The organism is Corynebacterium evansiae (assembly GCF_027570065.1).
Taxonomy (GTDB): domain Bacteria; phylum Actinomycetota; class Actinomycetes; order Mycobacteriales; family Mycobacteriaceae; genus Corynebacterium; species Corynebacterium evansiae.
Window position 1 is genome coordinate 109,736 of sequence record NZ_JAKMUT010000003.1, and the last position, 22,429, is coordinate 132,164.

Sequence of the window (22,429 nt, forward strand, 5' to 3'; positions counted from 1 at the left end):
GCCATGCCTTACCCCTGCCCGTTGTTGTTAGTGTTGCCGTTATCGCTAGCGTTGCCGTCTACTTCGCCACTTGTCTCGCCTGTAGTTCTATCAGCCCCTCCAGACAAGCCAGCTTCATAATAGAACAAAGGTTCGACAGCCTGCAGGGTCTCATAACAAACCTCCAGCTCATGCATAGCCTTGAGCTGATCCACCGCATGCCAGGTCACCGACCGCATGGCCTCTTTCAAAGCCTTTTGATCGCCCTGTTCCATGCCCGATTCCCACTGCAGAGGCTCCCATTTCACCGGCTCCGCCGCCGTCCCCCAGAACTCGGCCGAATCCACCTGCTCCGGTTGGTCGGTATGCTTCTCCGCGTTGTCTGGAGCTTGCTGTTGCCTAATTGGTGACGCCCCCACGCCCCCACCACCCCAGCCCTGAACTGGGCGCAGCAGCTCCTGCGCGTTAAGCCCCCGCCATTTCAGCAGAATACTGGCGTCCCTATCCAGCTTCTCCGCCGCAGAATAGGCCAGTGCCACCACGTGCTTACAGACCGCGGACTTATCCGGGCAGCTGCAGTACACCCGGTTGACGTGCCCGGGGTGCATCAGCACCGAGGCGACGTCCATGCCCGGCGCGCCGCCACTTAAGAGGGAGCGGATGTGCGAGCTGTCGGAGAGCATCTCGTGGTACACGAAATCCCGCTGGCGGTCCGTGAGCCTCCGCAGGTGAATGGACGTTTCAAAAGGCTCCAGCTGCGAGCCGTGGATCAGCCCTGCAACCACATTCTCCGCGAACTCAACGCTCAGCACTTTGCCGCCGCGGAAGTATTCGCGGCCGCGCGCCAGCCTGCCGGAGTCTGTGGACCTGGAAATAGACTCCATCAGTTGCGAGCTGGCCCAGCTGTCCTCTCCACGGATGTGGGTGCCGTGCTGATCCCGCAGGCGGTCCATTTCTTGGCGTCGCTTGGCTCCAAAGTCAGCGAGCACCACGTTGTCGCCCCAGGTCGCATCCGTGCGCGTGCGCTTCTTCGGTTGCTTGCTAACCATCGTTTTCCTCCAGCTGAGTGGACTCGCGCAGCTGCAGCAGCTCGCTCAGTTCCTCATCGTCGAGGTTGGCGATCCACCCCTCGCCTGCGCCGACGATATCTCCTGCCAACTCCCGCTTGCTCATGATGATGTCGTGGATTCTCTCGTCGATGGTGCCCTGCACCACCAGCTTATAAACCTCCACGGACTTGTTTTGGCCGATCCGATAGGCCCGGTCCGTGGCCTGGTCCTCCACTGCCGGATTCCACCAGCGGTCGATGTGGATCACCACCGAGGCTTCCGTCAGGGTGATGCCGGTGCCGCCAGCCCGTACTGAGAGGATCATGATCGGCGGCCCATCGGCGCTCTGGAATTCGCGGACCATCTGCGTGCGCTTCGCACGCGACAGCCCGCCGTGTAGCACGGGAACCTCCACACCGAAAGTGCTCTGCAACTCCGGCGCCAGCATCTTGCCGAATGTCGGGAACTGCGTGAACATCAGCACCTTCTTGCCCTGTTCCAGCGCCTGACTGGTGATCTCGAAGATGCGCTCGATCTTTGCCGAGCGATGCTTGCCATCGGCCAAGATTCCGGAGCCGTCGCCCGCGAAGTGCGCCGGGTGGTTGCAGATCTGCTTGATCTTTACCAGCGCTCCCAGGATGTTGGCCCGGCGCTTGCCGCCGGGTAGCTGCAGGCGCATCTCCATGTCTTTAATAAAGGTCTCGTACAGCGCCGCCTGCTCTCTAGACAAAGGTACTCGCTCCACGATGTCCTGCTTCTCCGGCAAGTCCAGACCAATCGCCACGTCGTCCTTCAACCGGCGCAGGATAAAGGGCTGCACCAGCCCGCGCAGGCGCCGTTTCGCCTCCTCGTCCCCATAGCGCTCAATGGGAATGGCCAGGCGGTTTTGGAAGGCTGCGGCGGAGCCGAAGATTCCGGGGTTAGCAAAGTCCATAATCGCGTACAGATCACTCAGCCGGTTTTCCACCGGAGTGCCCGTCAGTGCAATGTGGGTCTCTGCATTAAGCGAGCGCACCGCGCGGGACTGCTTCGTCGCCGGGTTCTTGATGGCCTGCGCCTCGTCGGCCACCACTCGGCCCCACTGAACCTGCTGGTAGCGCGCAGTATTCCTGGCCACGCGCCCGTAGGTTGTCACCACCAGATCCGGCTTCTTTTGCTTGCCCTCCAGCCCCTGGGACGTGGCGTCACCAAACTCCTTATCGGTGAGCAACCCCGAACCGTGATCAACCAAGACCTCCAGGCTCGGCACGTGCAGCGCGGCTTCGGCCCGCCAGGCTTCCACGACGGTGGTGGGAGCAACCACCAGTGTGGGGCCGGCGCAATCGTCGACCTCACGCTCCCAGGCCAACAACGCGAGCACTTGCAGGGTTTTACCCAGACCCATGTCGTCGGCCAGGATCGCGCCAATACGGTGACGGTGCATCCAGGCCAGCCAGCTTAGACCACGGCGTTGGTGGTCGCGCAGGGCGGTCTGCACCGCGGCGGGAGGCTCTACCGGCTCCGGCGGATCCACCTGTGCCTCGCCGTCGAGCAGTCGTTCCACCCAACCGTCAGCCACCACGCGGAATTCGTGGTCGGTATCTACCGTCTCGCTGGCGCTCAACAGGTCGGCTTCCAAGATGTCGCGCACGCTCACGGTGGTATCCCCCACCGGCTTGTCCTGCTCCTTGGTCACTTCCGCGAACCACTTGCGGGCGCTCGACAGGGCCTCCTGATCCAGGTAGACGTACTCGCCGTTGATGCGCACGATCGACTCGGCCGCGTTCAAAAGCTCCTCGCGGGTAGCCTCGTCCAGTTCCGCACCGGTTCCGTCGGCACCATCGGCACCGTTAGCCCCTGCTGCGCCGCCGTCGCCCAGGCTGACTTCCCAGGAGAAGTTCATCAGCTGATCCATGCCCAGCTTGCCCGAGCCCGGCCCCTGCCCCACCGGGGTGGCCTTCGCCTTTACCCGCGGGCGCACCTTGCCCCACCCGCGCGGAATCATCACACCAAACCCGGCTTCGCGCAGCGCCTCCGCCCCGTGCTCTAGGAAGCTCGCGAGCTCGGTGATGTCCAGGTTCGTTCCCAAGGTTGGCTGTGCGCTCGGCAGTTCTTCTGGACGCCACCATTCCCGCTCCAACCGATTCGAGCCGCTATTTACCCACGTCAGCAGGCTTCGTACGTGCGGATTGAACTCCTGCCACACGTCCTCCACCCTGTAGAGGCTGCGGATAACCTGCTCCCTCAGATCTTCGTTCATGGTGGCTGGGTTCAACGGCTCGAAGGGTCCACCGTTCTGGGAATAGGCAATCTGCAGCCACCAGGTTGGTTCGGAATCGACTTCTTCCACTTCGGAGGGCGTAGACAACAAGAACACCAACTGCCCCGCCTGGGCCTCAGCCTCGCGCCGCCACTGGCCGAGGCTTACCACGGTGCTGGCTCCGCCCCGCCGGGTTGCCGTGCCCGTCGCCAGGGCCCGCACGAAGTCCGAGGTGAAGTCACTCAGCTCGCGGCGCAGGTGGGTCACGGCGATCCAGTGCGCAAACTCGTCGGCCATGCGATCCACTACGTCTGCGCCACCGTTGCGTGTCAGCACTCCCGGCACGCGCTCACGGAACTGCTGCAGCACGCGCATGTGGTCGCCTGCGGGCGCAAGGGTCCAACGTGGGAACCATTGATCATCCACGCGCTCCATCCGCACCATCACGCGCCCGGCTCGCACGGCATCCTCAACAAAAGAGCATAAATTCATAAGAAATTTGAGCTCCGGCCCCAGTCCGTCAATCAGGCCACGCTTATCGGTAGTTTCAGTATCGATATTTTTATTCACATACTCGCATAATTCACCCATGAGCGAAACAGATTCTTCGGGTGTCAAAGCCACCGCCGGCACCGGCAATTTCTTAACTCTCCCCCGGGGCGTAGACAGCCAAATCCCACCCCTATTGCGCCACGGGCGCGACCCCAGAATATCCATACAAACAGCAGGTATATCGCCGGTTTCCAGTTCATCGATATCGAGTACCACCCCGTGCCCCTCGACACGCTCTACCCACAACCACAGCCCGCCCGACGTGGGTGCAACAACGTGCATCTGATGCGTGAATCCCATGCTGGAAGTTCTACCACGTACCCCGGACACCCTTCGCAACGTGAACGTCTTCGCTAACGTGGATACCGAGTTGTGCGCGTCACACATGCGCGCGCCTTCTGCACTTCGGAGCACAGAGAGCCCGAAAGCTGACGTATAGAACTTATACATTCAACTTGAGGAGATGATGTTTGTGGCCGACCAAACATGGTTTGTCATAGCCATGGTGATCTATCTGATCGCCATGCTGCTGATTGGACTTTATAGCTTCAACCAGACCGACGAGTATGAGGATTACATGCTCGGCGGGCGTAACCTGCACCCCTTCGTCGCCGCATTGTCGGCCGGAGCGTCAGACATGTCCGGCTGGCTCCTCATGGGCCTGCCAGGACTGATCTATGCGACAGGTTTCGGTGGCACGTGGATGGCCATCGGCCTGCTCATCGGCGCCGCAGTGAACTGGCTCGTCACCGCTCCGCGCCTGCGCTCCTACACCGAGGTGGCGAACAACTCCATCACGATCCCCTCCTTCCTGGAGAATCGCTTTAACGATCGCAGCCACTTCCTGCGCATCGCCGCCGGCATCATCATTCTGGTGTTCTTCACCTTCTACGTATCCTCCGGCATGGTTGCAGGTGGCGTCTACTTCGAGTCCACCTTCGAGGGCGACTACACGACCGGCATGATCATCATCGCCGCCGTTACCGTGGCCTACACCTTTATCGGTGGCTTCCTGGCCGTCTCCTTCACCGACACCGTCCAGGGTTGCATCATGTTCGTCTCCCTGCTGCTGGTGCCAGTCATGGCACTGCTGCACATGGATGACCCGAGCGCTATCTGGACCTACCAGCTGGAAAATGCATACGGCCTCGAGTCCATCGAGCCGAACCCGGAGTGGTTCTCCCTGTTCACCGGCGTTTCCTTCATCACCATCATCTCCAACGCCGCGTGGGGTCTCGGCTACTTCGGCCAGCCTCACATCATCGTGCGCTTCATGGCGCTTCGCAGCCCGTCCGATGCCCGCGCAGGCATGCGCTACGGCGTCGGCTGGATGTTCCTGTGCATGGTCGGCTCCGTCATGGTTGCCATCATCGGCCCGGCATTCTTCGGCATGGATCCCTCTATCGCCATCACTGACCAGGACAAATTCGAATCAATCTTCCTGGATATGGGCCGCATTCTGTTCCACCCGCTGATCGCTGGTCTGATCCTGACCGCAGTTCTGGCGGCTATCATGTCCACCATTTCCTCCCAGCTGCTGGTTGTTTCCTCCGCGCTGATCGAGGACATCTACAACGGCCTGATCAACAAGAACGCATCCGACCAGTCCCTGAAGAACCTCTCCCGCATCTCCGTGCTGATTGTCGCTATTTTCGCCGGCGTGATTGCTCTTAACCCGGAGTCCGGCATCCTTGGCCTGGTCGAGTTTGCCTGGGCGGGCTTCGGCGCCTCCTTCGGCCCGGTCATTCTGGCTTCGCTGTACTGGCGCCGCCTCAACGCTCCGGGCGCCGCCGCTGGCCTGGTCACCGGTGCTATCGTCGCCTTCATCTGGGGTGGCCTGCCCCAGTTCGGTGTCATGGACAAGCCGTTCGAACTGTACGAGATGATCCCGGGTGTCGCCCTGAACATCATCGTGATGGTCACGGTTACCCTACTGACCAAGGCACCGTCCAAGGAGGTCACCGACACCTTCGACGAGGCAGCCAAGCTCTCCAAGGTGGCCATCAAGAAGGACATCGACTTCGAGGAAGCCGCAGAGGTTACCGCCAAGTAGCTCACCCGCTTTCTTGAGCGAACCTTTCTAGCGCCGCTGCAGTCTAAGACTGCATGCGGCGCTTTTTCCTGTCTCAGCCCTTCACGTTCTATTGCCTGTTCCTGGTTGTCTTGGTCTGTGTTGTTTCTTGGGTGACGACGCCACATGGTCACCACCCACAGGACCAGAAAACAGTTAGGGCGTACCTGCAACAGATTCGCCAGATCTCCGCCCGCCCACGGGTGCTGGGGTACTCCCGCGCCCGCTTCGGCGACGGTTGGGGAATGCAGATCACTAACCGTGGCGTGTGCGATACTCGGGACTTACTACTGGTGCAGACCTTCGGAGGTACGGCCGGTGGGTGCGCCAACGACGATGGGGACGGAGCGGCGGGGGAACGAAGGGGCGTCGATCCCTATACACACCACCCCATGGACCGCCACGGGGTGGACATAGACCACATCGTCCCGCTGGCGGCCGCATGGGACCTGGGAGCTTATGCGTGGCCGGAAGCGCAGCGGCGGGCATTTGCAAACGACATGCAGCGAAATCTGGTGGTGACGGCGTCCGAGGTGAACCGTGAGAAATCCGATTCCACATTGAGCGAATGGCTGCCTCCGGTGGAGCGCTGTGGCTACTGCGCGCGCTTCGTGCGGGTTGTCGGTGACTATGGATTGGCACTTTCGGCAGCGGATGTGCAGACGGCTCGGGAAGCCTGCGATCTATAGGGCGCGCGGCTTTTAAAGGTGACAAAGCCCCTGTTCATCTGTGAGGATAGAGGACATGTCTACTTTTATTGTTGCGCTTCACGTCCTGGCGGCGATCCTGCTGATCGGCCCCGTTGCTATCGCTTCTTCCATGTACGCTCCCCAGTTCCGCAAGGCACAGTCCGGTGACCCATCTGCTGTCGGTGCCCTGCGACTGGTGCACCGCATTACCCGCTCTTATGGCTTCATCTCCCTGCTGGTGCCGGTGCTGGGCCTCATCGCATTCTTCGTCGTAGACGGCGCAATGAAGAACACCGCGCTGCACTTCGCCCTGCTGCTGGCCATCGCTGCCTGGGGTGTTCTGATTGCTCTGGTTATCCCCCGCCAGCGCCAGGGCCTGGTTGCACTGAACGCTGTCGAGGCCGGTGACGCTCCGGCTTCCGAGGCAGAGGCTGCCAAGGCCGCAGACGCCGACGTTTCCAAGATTCCGGGCCAGGCGGCGATGTTCGCGGGCATCTTCAACCTGCTGTGGCTGGTCACGGCGATCCTGATGTTCGTCTAAGCCCCTTCAGCTTTTAAAGCTTTAATTAGAACCCGCGGATAAGGCCGCGGGTACACGAAAAACGCACCCCACCCGGGGTGCGTTTTTATTTGATAGCCGCTGATATGGGTGCTTCAGCCTCAGCGGGCAAAGGGGCGGATGTCGTTAGAACGAGAATACGTAAATGAACGACAGTCCCATTAACAAGAAAGCGCAGGTCAGAGCGTTACAGAATTATGCTGTTCCTCGACCGGGCGTCCGTATTCTCGTTCTAACGACATTTGACCGCTTAGGGTCTAACGGCGACCTCCACGGTGCCCGCGGTCTGACTTAAAACCGCGTCCGCCACGATCATCTCGGCGGTTGCGCCCGCCACGGCCACCGTGACCGCCGCGTCCGCCACGTCCACCACGATCCCCGCGGTCATTGCGGTGCTGGCGCTTGTGGCTGCCCGGACGACCAGCCGGAGCACCCGGATCCGGCTCAATGTTGATCAGCTGGCCAGAAACGCGGGTCTGATCCAGCGCGTGGAACACTTCCATCGGCAGATCCGCCGGCAGCTCCACCAGGGAATGCTCCGCGAAGATGCTGATGCGACCGAAATCGCGGGAGTTCATGCCACCCTCGTTGGCCAGTGCGCCGACGATGGCACCCGGGCGTACGCGCTGACGGTGACCCACCGACAGGCGGTACACGGCTAGCTCCTTGCCGTTGCGATCCGTGATGCGCGGAGCTTCCTTATTGAAGCGCTCGTCGAAGGGCTTGTACGCTCCGCCTCCGCTGCGGTTATCGTCGCCATAGCGATCACGGCGGCGCGGGCGCTCCTCCTTCGGCTTCTCCTTCATCAGGAAGTCCTCGCCAGCTTGCAGCTGGGTAGCCAGGGCTGCCGCAATGTCCGACAGCTCGACCTCGTTGGACTCCGCGTACTCCTTCACCAGGTCGCGGAAGATACCGATCTGCGGGTCCGCTAGGGACTCCGTCAGGCTGTCGCGGAACTTCTCCTTGCGGGCCTCGTTCACTGCGTCCACCGTCGGCAGCTCAATCTCATTCAACCGAGACTTGGTTGCCCTTTCGATCGCCTTCAGCAGGCGGCGCTCACGGGGCGTCACAAACAAAATAGCGCGACCCTTGCGACCTGCACGGCCCGTGCGGCCAATGCGGTGCACATAGGACTCGGTATCGTGCGGAATGTCGTAGTTGAACACGTGGGTGATGCGGTCGACGTCCAGGCCACGGGCGGCAACGTCGGTGGCCACGAGGATGTCCAGGCGGCCATCCTTCAGCTGATCCACGGTGCGCTCACGCAAGTTCTGCGGAATATCGCCGTTAATGGCGGCCGCATTGAAGCCGCGGGCACGCAAGCGCTCCGCCAGCTCCTCGGTCTCGTTCTTCGTGCGCACGAACATGATCATGGCCTCGAACTCAGTGACCTCGAGGATGCGAGTCAGCGCGTCCAGCTTGTCGCGGTGGCTGACCAGCAGGTAATCCTGTTCGATGTTTTCGCTGGTCCGCTGGGTGGCCTTGACCGTAATCTCGCGCGGATCGTTCAGGTACTGCTTCGACAGGCGGCGAATGCCGGAGGGCATTGTCGCGGAGAACAGGGCAACCTGCTTCTCGCTGGGGGTATCTTCCAGGATGCGCTCGACGTCCTCCTGGAAGCCCATGTTCAGCATCTCGTCGGCCTCGTCGAGCACCATGAAGCGCAGCTCGGAAATATCCAGGCTGCCCTTCTCTAGGTGATCGATCACACGGCCGGGCGTACCAACCACAATGTGGGCACCTCGGCGCAGGCCGGACAGCTGCACGCCGTAGGCCTGGCCGCCGTAGATCGGCAGCACGTGGATGCCGCCCAGGTGCTCGGAGAAAGATTGGAAGCTCTCTGCAACCTGCAGCGCAAGCTCGCGCGTCGGTGCCAATACGAGGGCTTGGGGGTGACGCTTCGACACGTCAATACGCGACAGAATCGGCAACGCAAATGCGGCCGTCTTACCGGTACCGGTCTGTGCGAGGCCGACCACGTCGTGGCCTTCCATGAGCACCGGAATGGTTTCTGCCTGGATCGGAGAAGGTACTTCGAAGCCGACCTTCTTGACTGCAGCTAGTACGTTTTCGGGCAATCCCAGCCCGTCGAAAGAGGGCTGCTGCTCTTCTTTACCCTGCTCTTCGCTTTGCTTATTGTCGTTTTCTGGAACTTTCGCTTCGGCGTTCTCAGACTCCACTGCCTCATTAGTCACATCTTGTGGCTCGCGCTTTTCCACGGCAGAATCCTGGGAAGAATTCTCCGTGATACCACCCTGCAGTTCATTCTGAGATACCGACTCGTCATTAACCGGCTGGTTCACGTCGCCGGTGACGTTTTCAGTATCACTCATCGTTGTCCAAGCCTACGCTGCCTTGACCGATAAAGCGATTCACGAAAATACCCCGGAAAATACCCCAGGGTTCAGCTGCCCGTAACGCAAGCTGCAGCTCAGGCAGCAGCTCAGGCTAAAGCTCAAGCTGGGCGATCACGTGATTTGCCGCCCGCTGCCCGCTGCGGAGCACACCATCGATACTCGGCGTTGCGTGCTGGGCACCGGCCAAGGCGATGCGACCGCCTTGGAGTTCCCGCTCCCCCATTTCCTTGCCTATACGTTGCAGGCTTTGCGGGAGGATGAGCGGGATGGCGTCAATAAACTTCTGTTCCTTAACCAGCTCCCAACCGGAGGAATCTACGCCGAACAGCGACCCCAGACCGCGCTGCACCTCAGCCACCGACGGCCCGTCAGCTGGGTTAGAACCGCGCTGGTGCACGTGGTTAGCGGCCACCAGGTGCTTGCCAGGCGCATAGCTGGGGGCGGCGGCGGTGACCTCCGTGGCCGACGTAATGGGAGTGCCGCGAGTGCCGTCCACGGTCAGTAAACCTTCCTCCATAACCGGCTCGTCCGAGACAAACCACCAGGAAGAAACGCTGGTCGTGGGCACTTCCGGCGAGCCCAGTAGCTCGGTTTCCCGCCGCGGGTCAACGGCTACAATGACGTGCGAGAAGTGTTCGGTCTCTGCTCCGTTGACCGTCACCCGAACCCCGTCACCGTCCTCCTCGAGGGCTGTTACCGGCGAGTTCATCCGGAATTCGGCCCCCGGCACGCGCGCGAGCGCCGCCGATAGTTCGCCCATGCCGCTTTCCAGCACAGCCAGGTTGCCGCGCAGCATGGTGGCGACCATCCACTTGGCGAAGATCGCGGAGGATTCGTTCTCCGCATCGAAGAGGAAGGCGCGCAACAGCGGGTCGATGGCCACGGCGCGGGTACGTCGGCGCACGCCCCGTTGGTCCAGTGATTCGCAGGTCTTCACGTCCTCGGCGATGTACTTCTGCTTGATGCTGCGCAGCTCCAGACTGGAGCGGTGGGAAAGCTCAGACTTGAGCCAGCGCCGCAGAGCCAGAAGGTCCCGGAAAGATAGGGCGCTGCGTGCCTTTGAGCGCATGAGGTTGGGAATCAGGTGTGGCGCGCGGATCGGGTCGCAGATCAGAGCCAGACCGTCGTCCGTGAGCGTTTGGATCGCGGGCTGAAAGTAGCGGATCCCCAACGCGGCGTACTCCCCCGGCTGCAGGATTTCCTTCACCGCCGGGTACCACGAGTTGAAGGTCTGCAGCCCGTGATCAATGGTCACTCCGTCGATCTTCTCGCTGCGCACATGTCCGCCAAGACTGTCGCTGGCTTCAAAGACAGTGCAGCTCACGCCACTTTTGTGCAGGGTTCGCGCTGCGGCGAGTCCGGCTAGCCCGCCTCCTACGATGGCTACATTGGCTGTGTTTTCCGCCATGTCGCTGCTCCCTAACCTGTCTTTCCTCGCCTACTGTTTCCGCCTGCGCTAGCGCACCTGCTGCGCCCATGCTATCGCACCGGCTATTGTCGTCGGTCGCTCGCAACACCTCCCCTTATTCGATTGTGTGTTCTATTCTTTTTCTTAGTGACGCCACCTTGTCCAACCCTTTGCCTACTCTGCATCCCTGAACGCAGACCACTGCTGGCGGGTCTCCGCAGCGGAGGTCTGGCTCGGATGATCAACACACAGAAAAACTCAGCCAAGAATCCCCAAGTGCCAAGAACACCCAAGTAAGGAAGTGAGCAACCATGAAGTCCCGCATCACCACCCGGCGCACACCAATCCCCCGCTCAGCTATCCAGCGCCCGGCTAACCAGCGCCCGTCTACTCGGAGTTTCGCTTTGAGCGAGCCTCACCGCGCAGCGGCGGAAGCCCGCGCCATGTTGCGCCATCCGCGTAGCCTGATCCGCATTACCCCTGGTTGGCAGGCGCCTCGCTTCACAGTAGAGGCCGGCGATTCCACGGCAATGGTGCACGTCTCGCGGCGGCGCATGACCCCTCTACTGTGGCGCAGGCTCAGTGGGCAGCAGGCACCGGAGGGACAGGACTTGTTCCTGGTCACGGTATCGGTGGAGTGCCCACAGTGGATGCACAATGAGTCCACCCGCCTGCTGGAGTTCATCCTGGGGCAGGCGTGGACTGTGCGGGAGGATCCGCAGGAATTTCGGGATCGCAACCACCAGGCTCAAGTCAGCCTGACGTGGCATGCGCTGATGACGCAGGAGGATCTGCAGGCCGGCAAGGCGCCGGCTCCACGCGCCGCGTGAGCTAGTCCTCGTCCTCTGCTGCGACCTCGTCCTCGTCGTCAAACTCGTCGTCTTCAAACTCGTCGTCGTAGTAGTCGAACTCGTCCTCCAACGGGACCAACAGCTCTTCCCACTCGGTAGCCTGCACCTGTGCAACCGCCAGGGCGTCAAAGAGCTGATCGAAGTCCGTGAAGGTACCCAGCTCCAAAACCTCCTGGGTCATCTCGGCGGCATCTTCCAGGACATTCTGATACATCACTTCGCGCTCGAAGTCGCTTAGGGTCTCGTCGCTATCCAGCTCGGCCTCAGCCTGTGCCACCAGCTCGTCGTACTCCTCGCCGAAGGTCACAAAGGTCACGGTCGCTTCGGGCTCATCAGTACCGGAACCCAGCATCACCGTGATGAGGGAGCCATTCCCCACCTCTGCGCGTACCAGCATCGGCTCAATCAGATCTTGCTCAAACTCCAGGTCAGAGATGCGATCATCGGTGCCTTCCAGCAGGTCGTGCAACACAGTAATGCACTGGTCAGTCGCAATGTACTGTGCCACCACAGCGACGGCGGCCTCGACGGAGAACACCACTCCGACCAGGGTGTCCTCAAACTCTTCAATGCCTGCAACCTCGTCGAGCTCCCCCTTGGCCATGAACACATTCGCCGAGTTGATGCCTGCCGTAGTGCTCGTCTGCTCGATCTGCTGGAAATGAATCTCCAGCTCCGGGGCAATCGGTACGAACAGCATGTCATCGTTTACTCGTGACTCAATACCCTCAGTATCCAGCGCCTGAGCAATGTCCTCGTAGAAACCCACAGCCAACGTCTCCCTAGTATTTCCTAGTGCTATATGAGGTGTTTCAGTCCGAAGCGAACGTGCATTCCGAGACTTGGGCACCATAGTAACCCGATCCTGGACAACACGTCTCCACGCAAAACCAATCGGGTGCCTCTCCCCTCCTCACCCACTGTGCCGCTGCCGTGTCGGCCGCCCACACGCCCGAACTAGCGCCCCGGCCTCGGCATCGCCACGGAGCTCTCGTCCCCTTCCCAACCCCGCATGTCGAACTTCTCCCACACCCGGCGAAACTCCGCGCGAGGGTCTTCTTCCAGCCTCATTTCCCTCTCGAACACCTGCGTCGCCCGGGTGTCCAACGTATAAGGCTCCCAGCCCGGATCCGCTCCCCAGATAAACCTCTTCCAGGCCCGTTGCATGTGCTCGGAGACCACGGCCATCTCCCCTCCCAGGACGAAGCTGGCTTTCGAGGACTTGGCGTCACCAAAAAGAGCAGACAGCTCCATCGAGTGCATCGCACCCACCCCGAGCCGCCGCAACATCGCGGGGGCATAGTCGAAGCGATACATCCAGACGGGCGCCCCGGCCGCCTGGTGCAGCTCGGCGAGCCGGATGGACTGCGCCCAGAACACGGCGTCGGCGAGCATCTGCGCGAAGACCCCACGGCGCCCAATGTCCCCATAGGCGCTCTCAATCTGCTCGGCAAGCACCGGATCGTGTGCGCGTAGCATCGTCCGAGCTGCCCTTACCCGTGCCGACTTAGAGAAGAACAGCATCTGCGCGGCCGACAGTTCGTCGTTGTTAGTGCCGATGAGCAGGGGGATCCGCTGATGCTCGGCGCGTTCGAAGATTCCCAAAGGGTGGTCGGAGAGAAGTTCCCCGTCGATGGCGATGCCGAAGGCCATATTCATCTCCCGCAGCCCGCCGCCCCGCCACAGCATCTGCTGCCCGGCGCGCACTACGTCGGCGAAGTGCAAAGCGCGTAGCTCGGCGATGGAGGTCGTGCGCGGAACCAGTCCGGAATACTGCGTGAGCTTGCGCGCCCAGAGGTTCGACTGGGCGTTGGTGTGCACGCTCATTACGGGCGCGGACTGCAGAATCACCCGGTGGAATAGTCCCCGTGCGGCGGGAATGGTCATCAGCGCGGCGGCGGAGGTCCCGCCTGCGGATTCGCCCATCAAAACCACATTGTCCGGGTCGCCTCCGAAGCCCGCGATGTTCTTCCGCACCCATTCCAGCGCCAGGAGCTGGTCGCGGGTCGCGGGGTTGGGTTCGCACCCGGCGGCGTCGGGGACGTCCAGGGAGCTCATGTCCACATACCCCAGCGCGCCGAGCCGGAAGTTCAGAGCGACGTAAACTACATCCAGTTCTTTGGCGAAATTATGCCCACGTAGTACTGCGGTGTGGGAAGCCCCGGCGAAGAAGCCGCCACCGTGCAGGAACACGACAACTGGCAGTGTGGCATCCGTATCTGGTCGGACGATATCCAGGTTCAGGCAGTCCTCGTCGCCGATAACTTCGTCTTTCCAGTTGTAGGACGTCTGAGGTGCGACGTTCCCGTACTCTTCCGCCGACCACTCCCCCTGCCAGCGCACCGGACGTGGGGCTTTCCAGCGTTCCGCGGAGCCGAATGGGATGCCACGCCATGTCCGCACGCCGTCCATCCGGAAACCTCGGACGACCCCTCCCGTGGTCTCTGCCCGTACGCCGTCCTGATTCATCATTTCACCATCCTAAGCTCTAACGCCCGCCCGCGGTCGGGCGAGCGCCTTCCGTACCGTCGGCTCGGTTTTGGCCTACTGTTGATGCCCATGGGAATTCTCAATTTCGGCAAGTCCGATCAACCGCGTGACGAGGCCACCGCTACCTCTGAGCTCATCCAGCAGGCTCGGCGTGCGCCCTACCCTTCCGGCCCGTTCGCTCGCCGCTTCTTCGCGGCAATCGACCGCACGGTCTCTATCCAGGAGCCGCTCATCCGGTCCTACGTGGCAAAGATCGAGAAGAAGCATGGTGACGCCACGCCTCAGCGCCGACAGGAAGTTCTAGACACGCACTTTAAGAATCTGGCCACGGGCTCCGGCGCGGGCACCGGCGGCGTGGCCGCAGTCCCAGGCGTGGGTACGCTGCTCTCCTTGGCGGGTATCGCGGCGGAATCCGCGCTGCTCATTGAGGTGTGCGCCCTCTACGCCCTGGCCTCCGCCGAGTTGAATGGCATCGACATCTCCAAGGAGGAAACTCGCCGTGCGGTGGTGTACCTGGCGATCTCCGGGGCTACGGCCAAGGAGCTGGTGCAGGCGCTGGCCGAGGATCGAACCTTCAGCTCGCTGCAGGCCGCCAACCGGCTGCGCGGCGCGCGCAAGCTGCGCAAAGCCGGCTCTGTCGAGCTAAAGCAGGCCAACAACGTCCTGGGGCGCTTCGCATTCCGCCAGGTTCGCAAGAGCTTCGGCGGCGCGATGTTTAAAAAGGTTCTGCCGTTCGGCGTCGGCGCTTACCTGGGGGCTAAGGCCAACCGCAAGATCGCAGAGCGCATGGTCGACAACGTGCACGTCTTCATCCGCGAGGCCGACGAGATCTTCTAGCTCGCCGGGGGTTGTCCGACCCCCGCGTTAGAATCATCGGCGTGTTCAGAGTCATCCGAGAATCCGCCCGGCGCCACCGGTGGTTATTCGCTGCCGTGGTGGTTTTCTCCGTACTCTTGCCCACCATTGAGCTGCTATTGCCGCTGCTCGCGGGCGCTTCCGTGGATGGCAGCACGCGCGCGATCGGGTTACTAGTGGCGGTTGCCTGCGCGCGTTTCGTTACGCAGGCGTTGCGGCGTTTCCTCTCTGGCACGTTCAGCGTACGCACTCAGCACAGCCTGCGCACTCGAATGTTTGCGGCAATCCAGGCTGTCGACGAGAACGCAGCTCGGTCTTTCGGCACGGGCCAGGTGATCTCGCGCACCATCACGGACCTGACGAAGGTGCAGGGAATGGTCGCGATGCTCCCGCTGATGGCTTCCAGCATGCTGGAGCTGGTGCTAATCTTCGCCGTGGTGCTGTGGATCTCCCCGCCTATCGCCGGGATTGTCGCGGTGCAGATCCCACTTCTCTTCGCCGTGGCTTATGCCTCGCGTACAAAACTGTACGGCCCGTCCCTGGCTTCGCAGCGCCAGGCGGCGGTGGTTGCGGAGCAGGTTGAACGCACGGTGTCCGGTGTGCAGGTGATGAAGAGCTTCGCCCAGGAGCCACGCGAGATTGGCCGCTATCGGCGCGAATCCGCCCGGCAGTACGGCATTAACATGCGCGTGGGCAAGCTCAGCGCCATCTTCCAGCCCGCCCTTTCCGCCCTGCCGAACGTGGCGCTTGTGGCGGCGATCGCACTGGGCGGATGGTTGGCCATGCGCGGGGCGATCAGCGTTGGTGACTTCCTGGCGGTCTCCACGTTCATCACCATGCTCGCCCGGCTTACTCGCATGGCTGCAGGGATGCTGGTCAATGTGCACGTCACCCAACCGTGTGCGGATCGCATTTTCGAGATTATTGACGCCCCGCCGCGCCCCGCCGGCACCACTCCTGTGCGCGACCCCATGGGGTTTGTCGGCAGCGTGCCGGTCGCCCCGGGACAACCCCCGATCCGACTGAGCATCGCCCCGTCAAGCACGACGATCGTGGAAGGCCCGGTGGCTTCGGGAAAGACCCGCCTGGCGCACGCCTTGGCTGGCCTAAACACCCAGGATGCGGAGGAGATCCAGGTGGTTAATGCCACCGATGGCAGGCCGATTCCGCTGCTGGAGGTGCAAGAACCCGACCGGCCAGCGCTGGTAATGGACGAGGCATTCCTCTACTCCGGGACGATTCGGGAGAACATTCTCCTCGGCTTTTCAGCCACGGACGCGGAAGTCTGGGAAGCCGCCCGGCTGGCCTGTGCCGATCGCTTCATCCGCGAGGCGGGCGGGTTGGATGCCGTCGTCGGCGAGCGGGGCATCACGCTTTCCGGTGGGCAACGCCAGCGCATCGCCATCGCGCGCGTGCTGTTACGAGCCCCGCACACGATAATCTTCGACGACGCTACCTCGGCCATCGACCAAGCCACCGAGACCCAGATCCTTGCTAACCTCCGCACCGCGGTGTCCCGCCCCACGGTGATTTACATCAGCCACCGCGCGGACGGCGGCTTCCGCGATCCGGATCAGACGATTTCCCTGCCTGCGGCGCGGCCGAGGGCTGCAACGGAGGAAACCCCAGCCACGGCCGAAACCTCCACTGCCTCCGACAGCGCTGCCGATCCCGCGAGTTACCCATCCGTAGAACCTCGAATTGCAGATCTTCACGACGGCGGAAGGTTCCGCCTGCGCACCCTGTTTGCCATGGTGCCCGGTCTCATCGCGGCGGTGGTCGTCACGCTGTTCCTCTCCTCCGCCGCCGACATCGCCCTGCCCACCTTTATCCGCCACGCCATCGACGGCGGAGTGGCGAACAACGACATGGGCGCTCTGTGGATCACTTGTGGAGCCGCCCTACTCGTAGTGGCACTCTCCTGGGGCGCGCAGATCGCCAACACCGTGCTCACCACGCTGACCGGCCAACGGCTGATTTTCACCCTGCGCAACCGGCTGTTCCGGCACATCACGGGGATGGATCTTCTGTGGTTCCACCGCCAGTCGAGTGGCAGGATCATGACTCGCCTGACGACGGACATCGACTCTCTGTCCAACTTCCTGCAGTCTGGGCTTTCCCAAACAATCGTGTCCGCCACCCTGGCTTTAGGCATCCTCGGAATGCTTATCGGCACTGACCTCACGCTGGCCGGGATAGTCGCGCTGTTCCTGCCAGTCATCGTGGTTGCCACGGTGGCGTTCCGCGTGATTTCCCGCCGCCTTTACACTCGAGCCAGAAGTCAGATCAGCCAGGTCAATGCCACCTTCCAGGAAGCTCTCATGGGACTCCCCACTGGCCAGGCCTTCGGTTATGGCGCTGCACTGCAGACCCGCCTGGACAAAGAATCCCGCGAATACCTCCGCCTGCGCACCCATTCGCAAACGGCGGTGAGCCTTTACTTCCCCGGTATTAATCTGCTCACCCAGCTCGCGCAGGCTGCAATACTCAGTGCAGGCGGGGCCCTCATTGCCAATGGCCAGACCACGGAGGGCGCGCTAGTGGCATTCAGCCTCTACCTGACGATGCTTTTCGGCCCGATCCAACAGCTTTCCCAGGTATTCGATCAGTTCCAGCAAGCTAGCGTCAGCGTCTCCCGGATCCGCGAACTGCTTAACGAACGTCCGGCCGTTACCGCGCCAGCCGACGCAGCGCTGCCCACCTTCGTGAAGGGTCCGGCGATTCGGTGTGAGGGCGTCATATATAAATACAGCAACAATAAACACGGCGAACACGGCGAACACAGTGAAACCGGCGAGCCAACCTTGGACATCGACCACACCTTCCGCGGCACCACGGCGGTGGTCGGCGCAACGGGCGCGGGCAAGAGCACTCTCCTGCGGATAGTAAACCGGTTCATGGACCCCACGGAGGGGACCGTGCGGGCGGATGGAACGGACATCCGAACCTTCGACGTGCGCGCCTGGCGGCGCTGTATCGGCACCGTGCCGCAGGAACCGCATCTATTTGCCGGAACCGTGGCCGAGAACATCGCTTACGGCGCAGACGACGCAAACCACACCAACCTGGCTGAGGTGCAGGCGGCGGTCGAGCGAATCGGCGGCGAGAGAATCCTGCGGACAATTCCCGGCGGGCTCAGCGCCCGCATCTCCCCCGGAACGAGCACACTCTCGGCCGGGCAAAAGCACATGATCGCGCTGGCGAGGGCGGAATACATCCGACCGGCAATCATGTTGTTGGACGAGGCGACGGCCAACATCAGCGACGAGGAGGAAGCTCAGATCGTCGAGGCGATCAACCGCGTGACCCGCAACCGCACCGCACTCATCGTCGCGCACCGGCTGCGCACCGCCGCCCGGGCCGACACAATCGTCGTAATGGATCACGGCCGTATCGTCGAAATTGGTGAACATAACAACTTACTACAAAACGGCGGACCATATGCCGAATTGTGGAATGCCGTCCCAAGGCCAACAACGGGTTTGTAGTAGGGTGGAACGACGAGACTTAAAGTCATAAAGGAAAGAGGCGAGGACCTGCTGTGAGCAGCGCAAATTTCGGTCAAAACGAGTGGCTGGTCGATTTGATGTACCAGCAGTACAAGGAAGACCCAAAGTCTGTCGACGCTGAATGGCGCGACTACTTTGAGAAAAATTCCTCTCCGGTAAGTCCGTCGGGCAACACCCAGGCTGCGGCGGGCGACGGAGCACAGAAGACCACGGGCGGCCAAAGCTCCACTAAGAACACCGTTACCCCCAACCGGGATACGACGGCGGGTGGCAAGCAGCCTAAGGGTTCTGCATCCCAGAACCAGGACAGCAGCGTTAAGCCCACCCCGAAGCGCACCGCCCCGCCTGCTCCGAAGCAGCCGGTGGAGGCACCGGAGCCCGGCGAGTTCCCCATTAGGGGCGCCGCAAGGGCCGTAGTTAAGAACATGGACGCTTCCCTGGAAATCCCGACGGCTACGTCCGTGCGCGATATGCCGGCGAAGCTGATGTTCGAAAACCGTGCGATGGTCAACGAGACCCTGCGTGCGCGCGGTGGCGGCAAGATTAGCTTTACTCACATCATCGGTTACGCCCTGGTGCAGGCCGTCAAGGCCCACCCGGATATGAACAACTCCTACGAGGTTGTAGACGGCAAGCCGACCCTCGTTACCCCGGAGCACATCAACCTTGGTCTGGCTATCGACATGGTGGGCAAGAACGGTCAGCGTTCCCTGGTGGTTGCTGCCATCAAGGAAGCCGAGAAGATGTCCTTCGGCGAGTTCATCGAGAAGTACGAGGACGTTGTTCACCGCGGCCGCGAAGGCAAGCTGACGATGGACGACTTCACCGGCGTGACCATCTCCCTGACCAACCCGGGTGGCATCGGCACTCGCCACTCCGTGCCGCGCCTGACCAAGGGCCAGGGCGCCATCATCGGCGTGGGCTCCATGGACTACCCCGCCGAGTTCGCGGGCGCATCCGAGGATCGCCTGGGCGAGATGGGCATCGGCAAGCTGGTGACCATCACCTCCACCTACGACCACCGCATCATCCAGGGTGCGGAATCCGGCGAGTTCCTGCGCACCATGAGCCGCCTGCTGATCAACGACGAGTTCTGGGACGAGATCTTCCACGCCATGCGCGTGCCCTACGCCCCGACCCGTTGGAGCCAGGACCTGCCGAACATCGGCGTGGATAAGTCCACCCGTGTGATGCAGCTGATCGAGGCCTACCGCTCCCGCGGCCACCTGATCGCCAACATCAACCCGCTGCAGTGGACGCAGCCGGGTCTGCCGATCCCAGATCACTCCGACCTGGACATCGAGTCCCACGGCCTGACCCTTTGGGACTTCGACCGCACCTTCCACGTCGGTGGTTTCGCAGGCCGCGAGACCATGACGCTGCGTGAGGTTCTTGCCCACCTGCGCAAGGCCTACACCCTGAAGGTTGGCTCGGAGTACACCCACATTCTGGACGCCGAAGAGCGCACCTGGCTGCAGGAGCGCATCGAGGCTGGCCAGGAGGGATTCAGCCCGGCACAGCAGAAGTACATCCTGCAGAAGTTGAACTCCGCCGAGGCTTTCGAGAACTTCCTGCAGACCAAGTACGTCGGCCAGAAGCGCTTCTCCCTGGAGGGCGCCGAGACCCTGATCCCGATGATGGATGCTGCTATCGACCGCGCTGCCGACGCAGCTCTGGACGAGGTCATCATCGGCATGCCGCACCGTGGCCGCCTGAATGTGCTGGCCAACATCGTGGGCAAGCCCTACGCACAGATCTTCACCGAGTTCGAGGGCAACATCGACCCGGGCGCCGCTGGCGGTTCCGGCGACGTGAAGTACCACCTGGGCCAAGAGGGCCACTACCACCAGATGTTCGGCGACAACGAGATCGACATCTACCTGGCAGCCAACCCCTCCCACCTGGAGGCCGTGAACCCGGTCATGGAGGGCATCGCCCGCGCCAAGCAGGATCAGCTGCACGAGAAGCACACCGTCATGCCGCTGCTGCTGCACGGCGACGCTGCCTTCGCCGGCCTGGGCATCGTGCAGGAGACCATCAACCTGGCTCGCCTGGAGGCCTACGAGGTCGGCGGTACCGTCCACATCGTCGTGAACAACCAGATCGGCTTCACCACCACCCCAGATGCCGGTCGTTCCACCCACTACGCCACCGACCTGGCGAAGGGCTTCGACAGCCCGGTATTCCACGTCAACGGCGACGACCCAGAGGCAGTCGTATGGGTGGCACACCTGGCTGTGGATTACCGCAACCGCTTCGGCAAGGACGTATTCATCGACCTGGTTACCTACCGCCGTCGCGGCCACAACGAGGCCGACGATCCGTCGATGACCCAGCCGCTGATGTACAAGCTGATTGGTGAGACGAAGAGCTCCCGCGATCAATACACCGAGACCCTGCTGGGCCGCGGCGACCTGACCGAGGAAGACATCGAGCGCGTCCAGCGCGACTTCCACGAGCAGCTGGAGACCGTGTTCACCCAGGTACGCGAGGCCGAGAAGGGTGCCAAGCCGAAGGAGCAGAGCGGCATTACCGGCTCCCAGGAGCTGCCGCGTGGCCTGGATACCTCTGTGGATCGCGAGCTCATCGAGCACATTGGTGACCTGTTTGCCGATGTTCCTGATCACATCACCCCGCACCCGCGCGTAAAGCCGGTGATCAAGCGCCGCAAGGAAATGTCCCGCAACGGCAAGATCGACTGGGGCTTCGCCGAGCTGCTGGCCTTCGGCTCTCTGGTTGACGGTGGCAAGCTCGTGCGCCTGGTTGGTGAGGATTCCCTGCGCGGTACCTTCACCCAGCGCCACGCCATCCTCTTCGACCACGACGACCACGACCGCTACAGCCCGCTGGAGGAGCTCGCACGCGAGTCCGGTAAGGGCGGCGGCTTCGAGGCTTACAACTCCGCTCTGACCGAGTACGCGGGCATGGGCTTCGAGTACGGCTACTCCGTGGGTAACCCGGATGCCCTGGTGGCTTGGGAGGCACAGTTCGGCGACTTTGCCAACGGCGCCCAGACCATCATCGACGAATACGTCTCCTCCGGCGAGGCCAAGTGGGGCCAGGTTTCCTCCCTGGTTCTGCTGCTGCCACACGGCTACGAGGGCCAGGGTCCGGACCACTCCTCCGCCCGCATCGAGCGTTTCCTGCAGATGTCCGCTGAGGGCTCCTGGACCATCGCCCAGCCGTCCACCCCGGCGAACTACTTCCACCTGCTGCGCCGCCACGCTCTGGGCTCCCTGAAGCGTCCACTGGTCGTCTTCACCCCGAAGTCGATGCTGCGCAACAAGATGGCTGTCTCCTCCGTGGAGGACTTCACCGAGGTGAAGAAGTTCCAGTCTGTGATCGACGATCCGAACCAGAACGGTAAGAACGAGAACGTCAAGACCGTCCTGATGTGCTCGGGCAAGATCTACTGGGATCTGGAGAAGAAGCGTCAGGCAGATGGCCGCGACGATGTCGCCATCGTCCGCGTGGAGATGCTGCACCCGATTCCGTTCAACCGCATCAAGGATGCGCTGGAGAACTACCCGAACGCAGAGGTGCGCTGGGTTCAGGACGAGCCGGCCAACCAGGGCCCGTGGCCGTTCCTGGCTCTGCAGCTGCCGGAGCACATCCCGGGTATCAAGATGAAGCGCGTTTCCCGCCGTGCACAGTCCTCCACCGCAACCGGTGTTGCGAAGGTACACCAGCTGGAGCAGAAGCAGCTGCTGGAGGAAGCTTTCGAGTAAAGCGCTCCCCCGTCAGGCGTTAGCCCCGCGCTAGCGCCCAAGCGAGGTAAAAGCCCGCCATGAACCTCCAAGGTTCATGTGGCGGGCTTTTTC

At 62.1% G+C, this 22,429-nt stretch carries 13 protein-coding genes; 7 read left to right on the forward strand and 6 right to left on the reverse strand.

What is annotated here, in order from left to right; genetic code table 11:
- Window positions 1-8: 8 nt before the first annotated feature.
- Together L8V00_RS04090 and L8V00_RS04095 are read right to left on the reverse strand one after the other, a co-directional pair.
- Entirely contained in the window at window positions 9-1,028 is a 1,020-nt protein-coding gene (locus tag L8V00_RS04090) for an SWIM zinc finger family protein (protein ID WP_070487172.1), read from the reverse strand.
- Window positions 1,021-3,837, reverse strand: coding sequence for a DEAD/DEAH box helicase (locus tag L8V00_RS04095; RefSeq protein WP_269944285.1), 2,817 nt, complete (start codon window positions 3,835-3,837; stop codon window positions 1,021-1,023). Before L8V00_RS04095 ends, L8V00_RS04090 begins: the two co-directional genes overlap by 8 nt.
- 445 nt (window positions 3,838-4,282) lie before the next feature.
- Between L8V00_RS04095 and putP the strand changes: the two genes are divergently transcribed.
- The 3 genes from putP to L8V00_RS04110 all read left to right on the forward strand — a co-directional run bounded on the left by putP (window position 4,283) and on the right by L8V00_RS04110 (window position 7,120).
- Window positions 4,283-5,872, forward strand: a complete 1,590-nt coding sequence (gene putP, locus L8V00_RS04100) for a sodium/proline symporter PutP (RefSeq protein ID WP_269944286.1) — start codon at window positions 4,283-4,285, stop codon at window positions 5,870-5,872.
- A 131-nt stretch (window positions 5,873-6,003) separates the two neighbouring features.
- Window positions 6,004-6,579, forward strand: coding sequence for an HNH endonuclease family protein (locus tag L8V00_RS04105; RefSeq protein ID WP_269944287.1), 576 nt, complete (start codon window positions 6,004-6,006; stop codon window positions 6,577-6,579).
- A 55-nt stretch (window positions 6,580-6,634) separates the two neighbouring features.
- Window positions 6,635-7,120 (forward strand): hypothetical protein, encoded by a 486-nt coding sequence (locus L8V00_RS04110; protein ID WP_034985635.1) that lies wholly within the window; start codon window positions 6,635-6,637, stop codon window positions 7,118-7,120.
- Between the two features lie 275 nt (window positions 7,121-7,395).
- Here the strand turns inward: L8V00_RS04110 and L8V00_RS04115 are convergent, their stop codons facing one another.
- Both L8V00_RS04115 and L8V00_RS04120 read right to left on the reverse strand, forming a co-directional pair.
- Window positions 7,396-9,471 (reverse strand): DEAD/DEAH box helicase, encoded by a 2,076-nt coding sequence (locus L8V00_RS04115; RefSeq protein ID WP_269944288.1) that lies wholly within the window; start codon window positions 9,469-9,471, stop codon window positions 7,396-7,398.
- 115 nt (window positions 9,472-9,586) lie between these two features.
- Window positions 9,587-10,903 carry an NAD(P)/FAD-dependent oxidoreductase gene (locus tag L8V00_RS04120; RefSeq protein WP_269944289.1) on the reverse strand — a complete coding sequence of 439 codons (1,317 nt, stop codon included), beginning with the start codon at window positions 10,901-10,903 and terminating at the stop codon, window positions 9,587-9,589.
- Between the two features lie 311 nt (window positions 10,904-11,214).
- Here L8V00_RS04120 and L8V00_RS04125 point away from each other — a divergent pair, with 311 nt between their 5' ends.
- The gene (locus tag L8V00_RS04125; RefSeq protein ID WP_035005625.1) at window positions 11,215-11,733 is read left to right on the forward strand and encodes a hypothetical protein; all 519 of its coding nucleotides are present in this window, start codon (window positions 11,215-11,217) and stop codon (window positions 11,731-11,733) included.
- Between the two features lies 1 nt (window position 11,734).
- Here L8V00_RS04125 and L8V00_RS04130 read toward each other — a convergent pair whose 3' ends face one another.
- Together L8V00_RS04130 and L8V00_RS04135 are read right to left on the reverse strand one after the other, a co-directional pair.
- The gene (locus L8V00_RS04130; protein WP_035005623.1) at window positions 11,735-12,523 is read right to left on the reverse strand and encodes a hypothetical protein; all 789 of its coding nucleotides are present in this window, start codon (window positions 12,521-12,523) and stop codon (window positions 11,735-11,737) included.
- 188 nt (window positions 12,524-12,711) lie between these two features.
- On the reverse strand, window positions 12,712-14,226 hold the full coding sequence (locus tag L8V00_RS04135; RefSeq protein ID WP_269944290.1) for a carboxylesterase/lipase family protein: 1,515 nt from the start codon (window positions 14,224-14,226) through the stop codon (window positions 12,712-12,714).
- A gap of 87 nt (window positions 14,227-14,313) precedes the next feature.
- On the opposite strand from L8V00_RS04135, the gene L8V00_RS04140 reads away from it, so the two are divergent.
- Genes L8V00_RS04140 through L8V00_RS04150 form a run of 3 tightly spaced genes read left to right on the forward strand, consistent with a single transcriptional unit; the run spans window position 14,314 to window position 22,336 of the window.
- On the forward strand, window positions 14,314-15,081 hold the full coding sequence (locus L8V00_RS04140; RefSeq protein ID WP_239317577.1) for a hypothetical protein: 768 nt from the start codon (window positions 14,314-14,316) through the stop codon (window positions 15,079-15,081).
- A gap of 41 nt (window positions 15,082-15,122) precedes the next feature.
- On the forward strand, window positions 15,123-18,587 hold the full coding sequence (locus tag L8V00_RS04145) for an ABC transporter ATP-binding protein (RefSeq protein ID WP_269944291.1): 3,465 nt from the start codon (window positions 15,123-15,125) through the stop codon (window positions 18,585-18,587).
- Between the two features lie 53 nt (window positions 18,588-18,640).
- On the forward strand, window positions 18,641-22,336 hold the full coding sequence (locus L8V00_RS04150; RefSeq protein ID WP_269944292.1) for a multifunctional oxoglutarate decarboxylase/oxoglutarate dehydrogenase thiamine pyrophosphate-binding subunit/dihydrolipoyllysine-residue succinyltransferase subunit: 3,696 nt from the start codon (window positions 18,641-18,643) through the stop codon (window positions 22,334-22,336).
- Window positions 22,337-22,429: the final 93 nt, after the last annotated feature.

Coding starts and splice junctions, on each gene's coding strand:
- L8V00_RS04090 (WP_070487172.1), bottom strand. CDS start 1,028: ATGGTTAGCAAGCAACCGAAGAAGCGCACGCGCACGGATGCGACCTGG.
- putP (WP_269944286.1), top strand. CDS start 4,283: ATGATGTTTGTGGCCGACCAAACATGGTTTGTCATAGCCATGGTGATC.
- L8V00_RS04110 (WP_034985635.1), top strand. CDS start 6,635: ATGTCTACTTTTATTGTTGCGCTTCACGTCCTGGCGGCGATCCTGCTG.
- L8V00_RS04115 (WP_269944288.1), bottom strand. CDS start 9,471: ATGAGTGATACTGAAAACGTCACCGGCGACGTGAACCAGCCGGTTAAT.
- L8V00_RS04120 (WP_269944289.1), bottom strand. CDS start 10,903: ATGGCGGAAAACACAGCCAATGTAGCCATCGTAGGAGGCGGGCTAGCC.
- L8V00_RS04125 (WP_035005625.1), top strand. CDS start 11,215: ATGAAGTCCCGCATCACCACCCGGCGCACACCAATCCCCCGCTCAGCT.
- L8V00_RS04135 (WP_269944290.1), bottom strand. CDS start 14,226: ATGATGAATCAGGACGGCGTACGGGCAGAGACCACGGGAGGGGTCGTC.
- L8V00_RS04140 (WP_239317577.1), top strand. CDS start 14,314: ATGGGAATTCTCAATTTCGGCAAGTCCGATCAACCGCGTGACGAGGCC.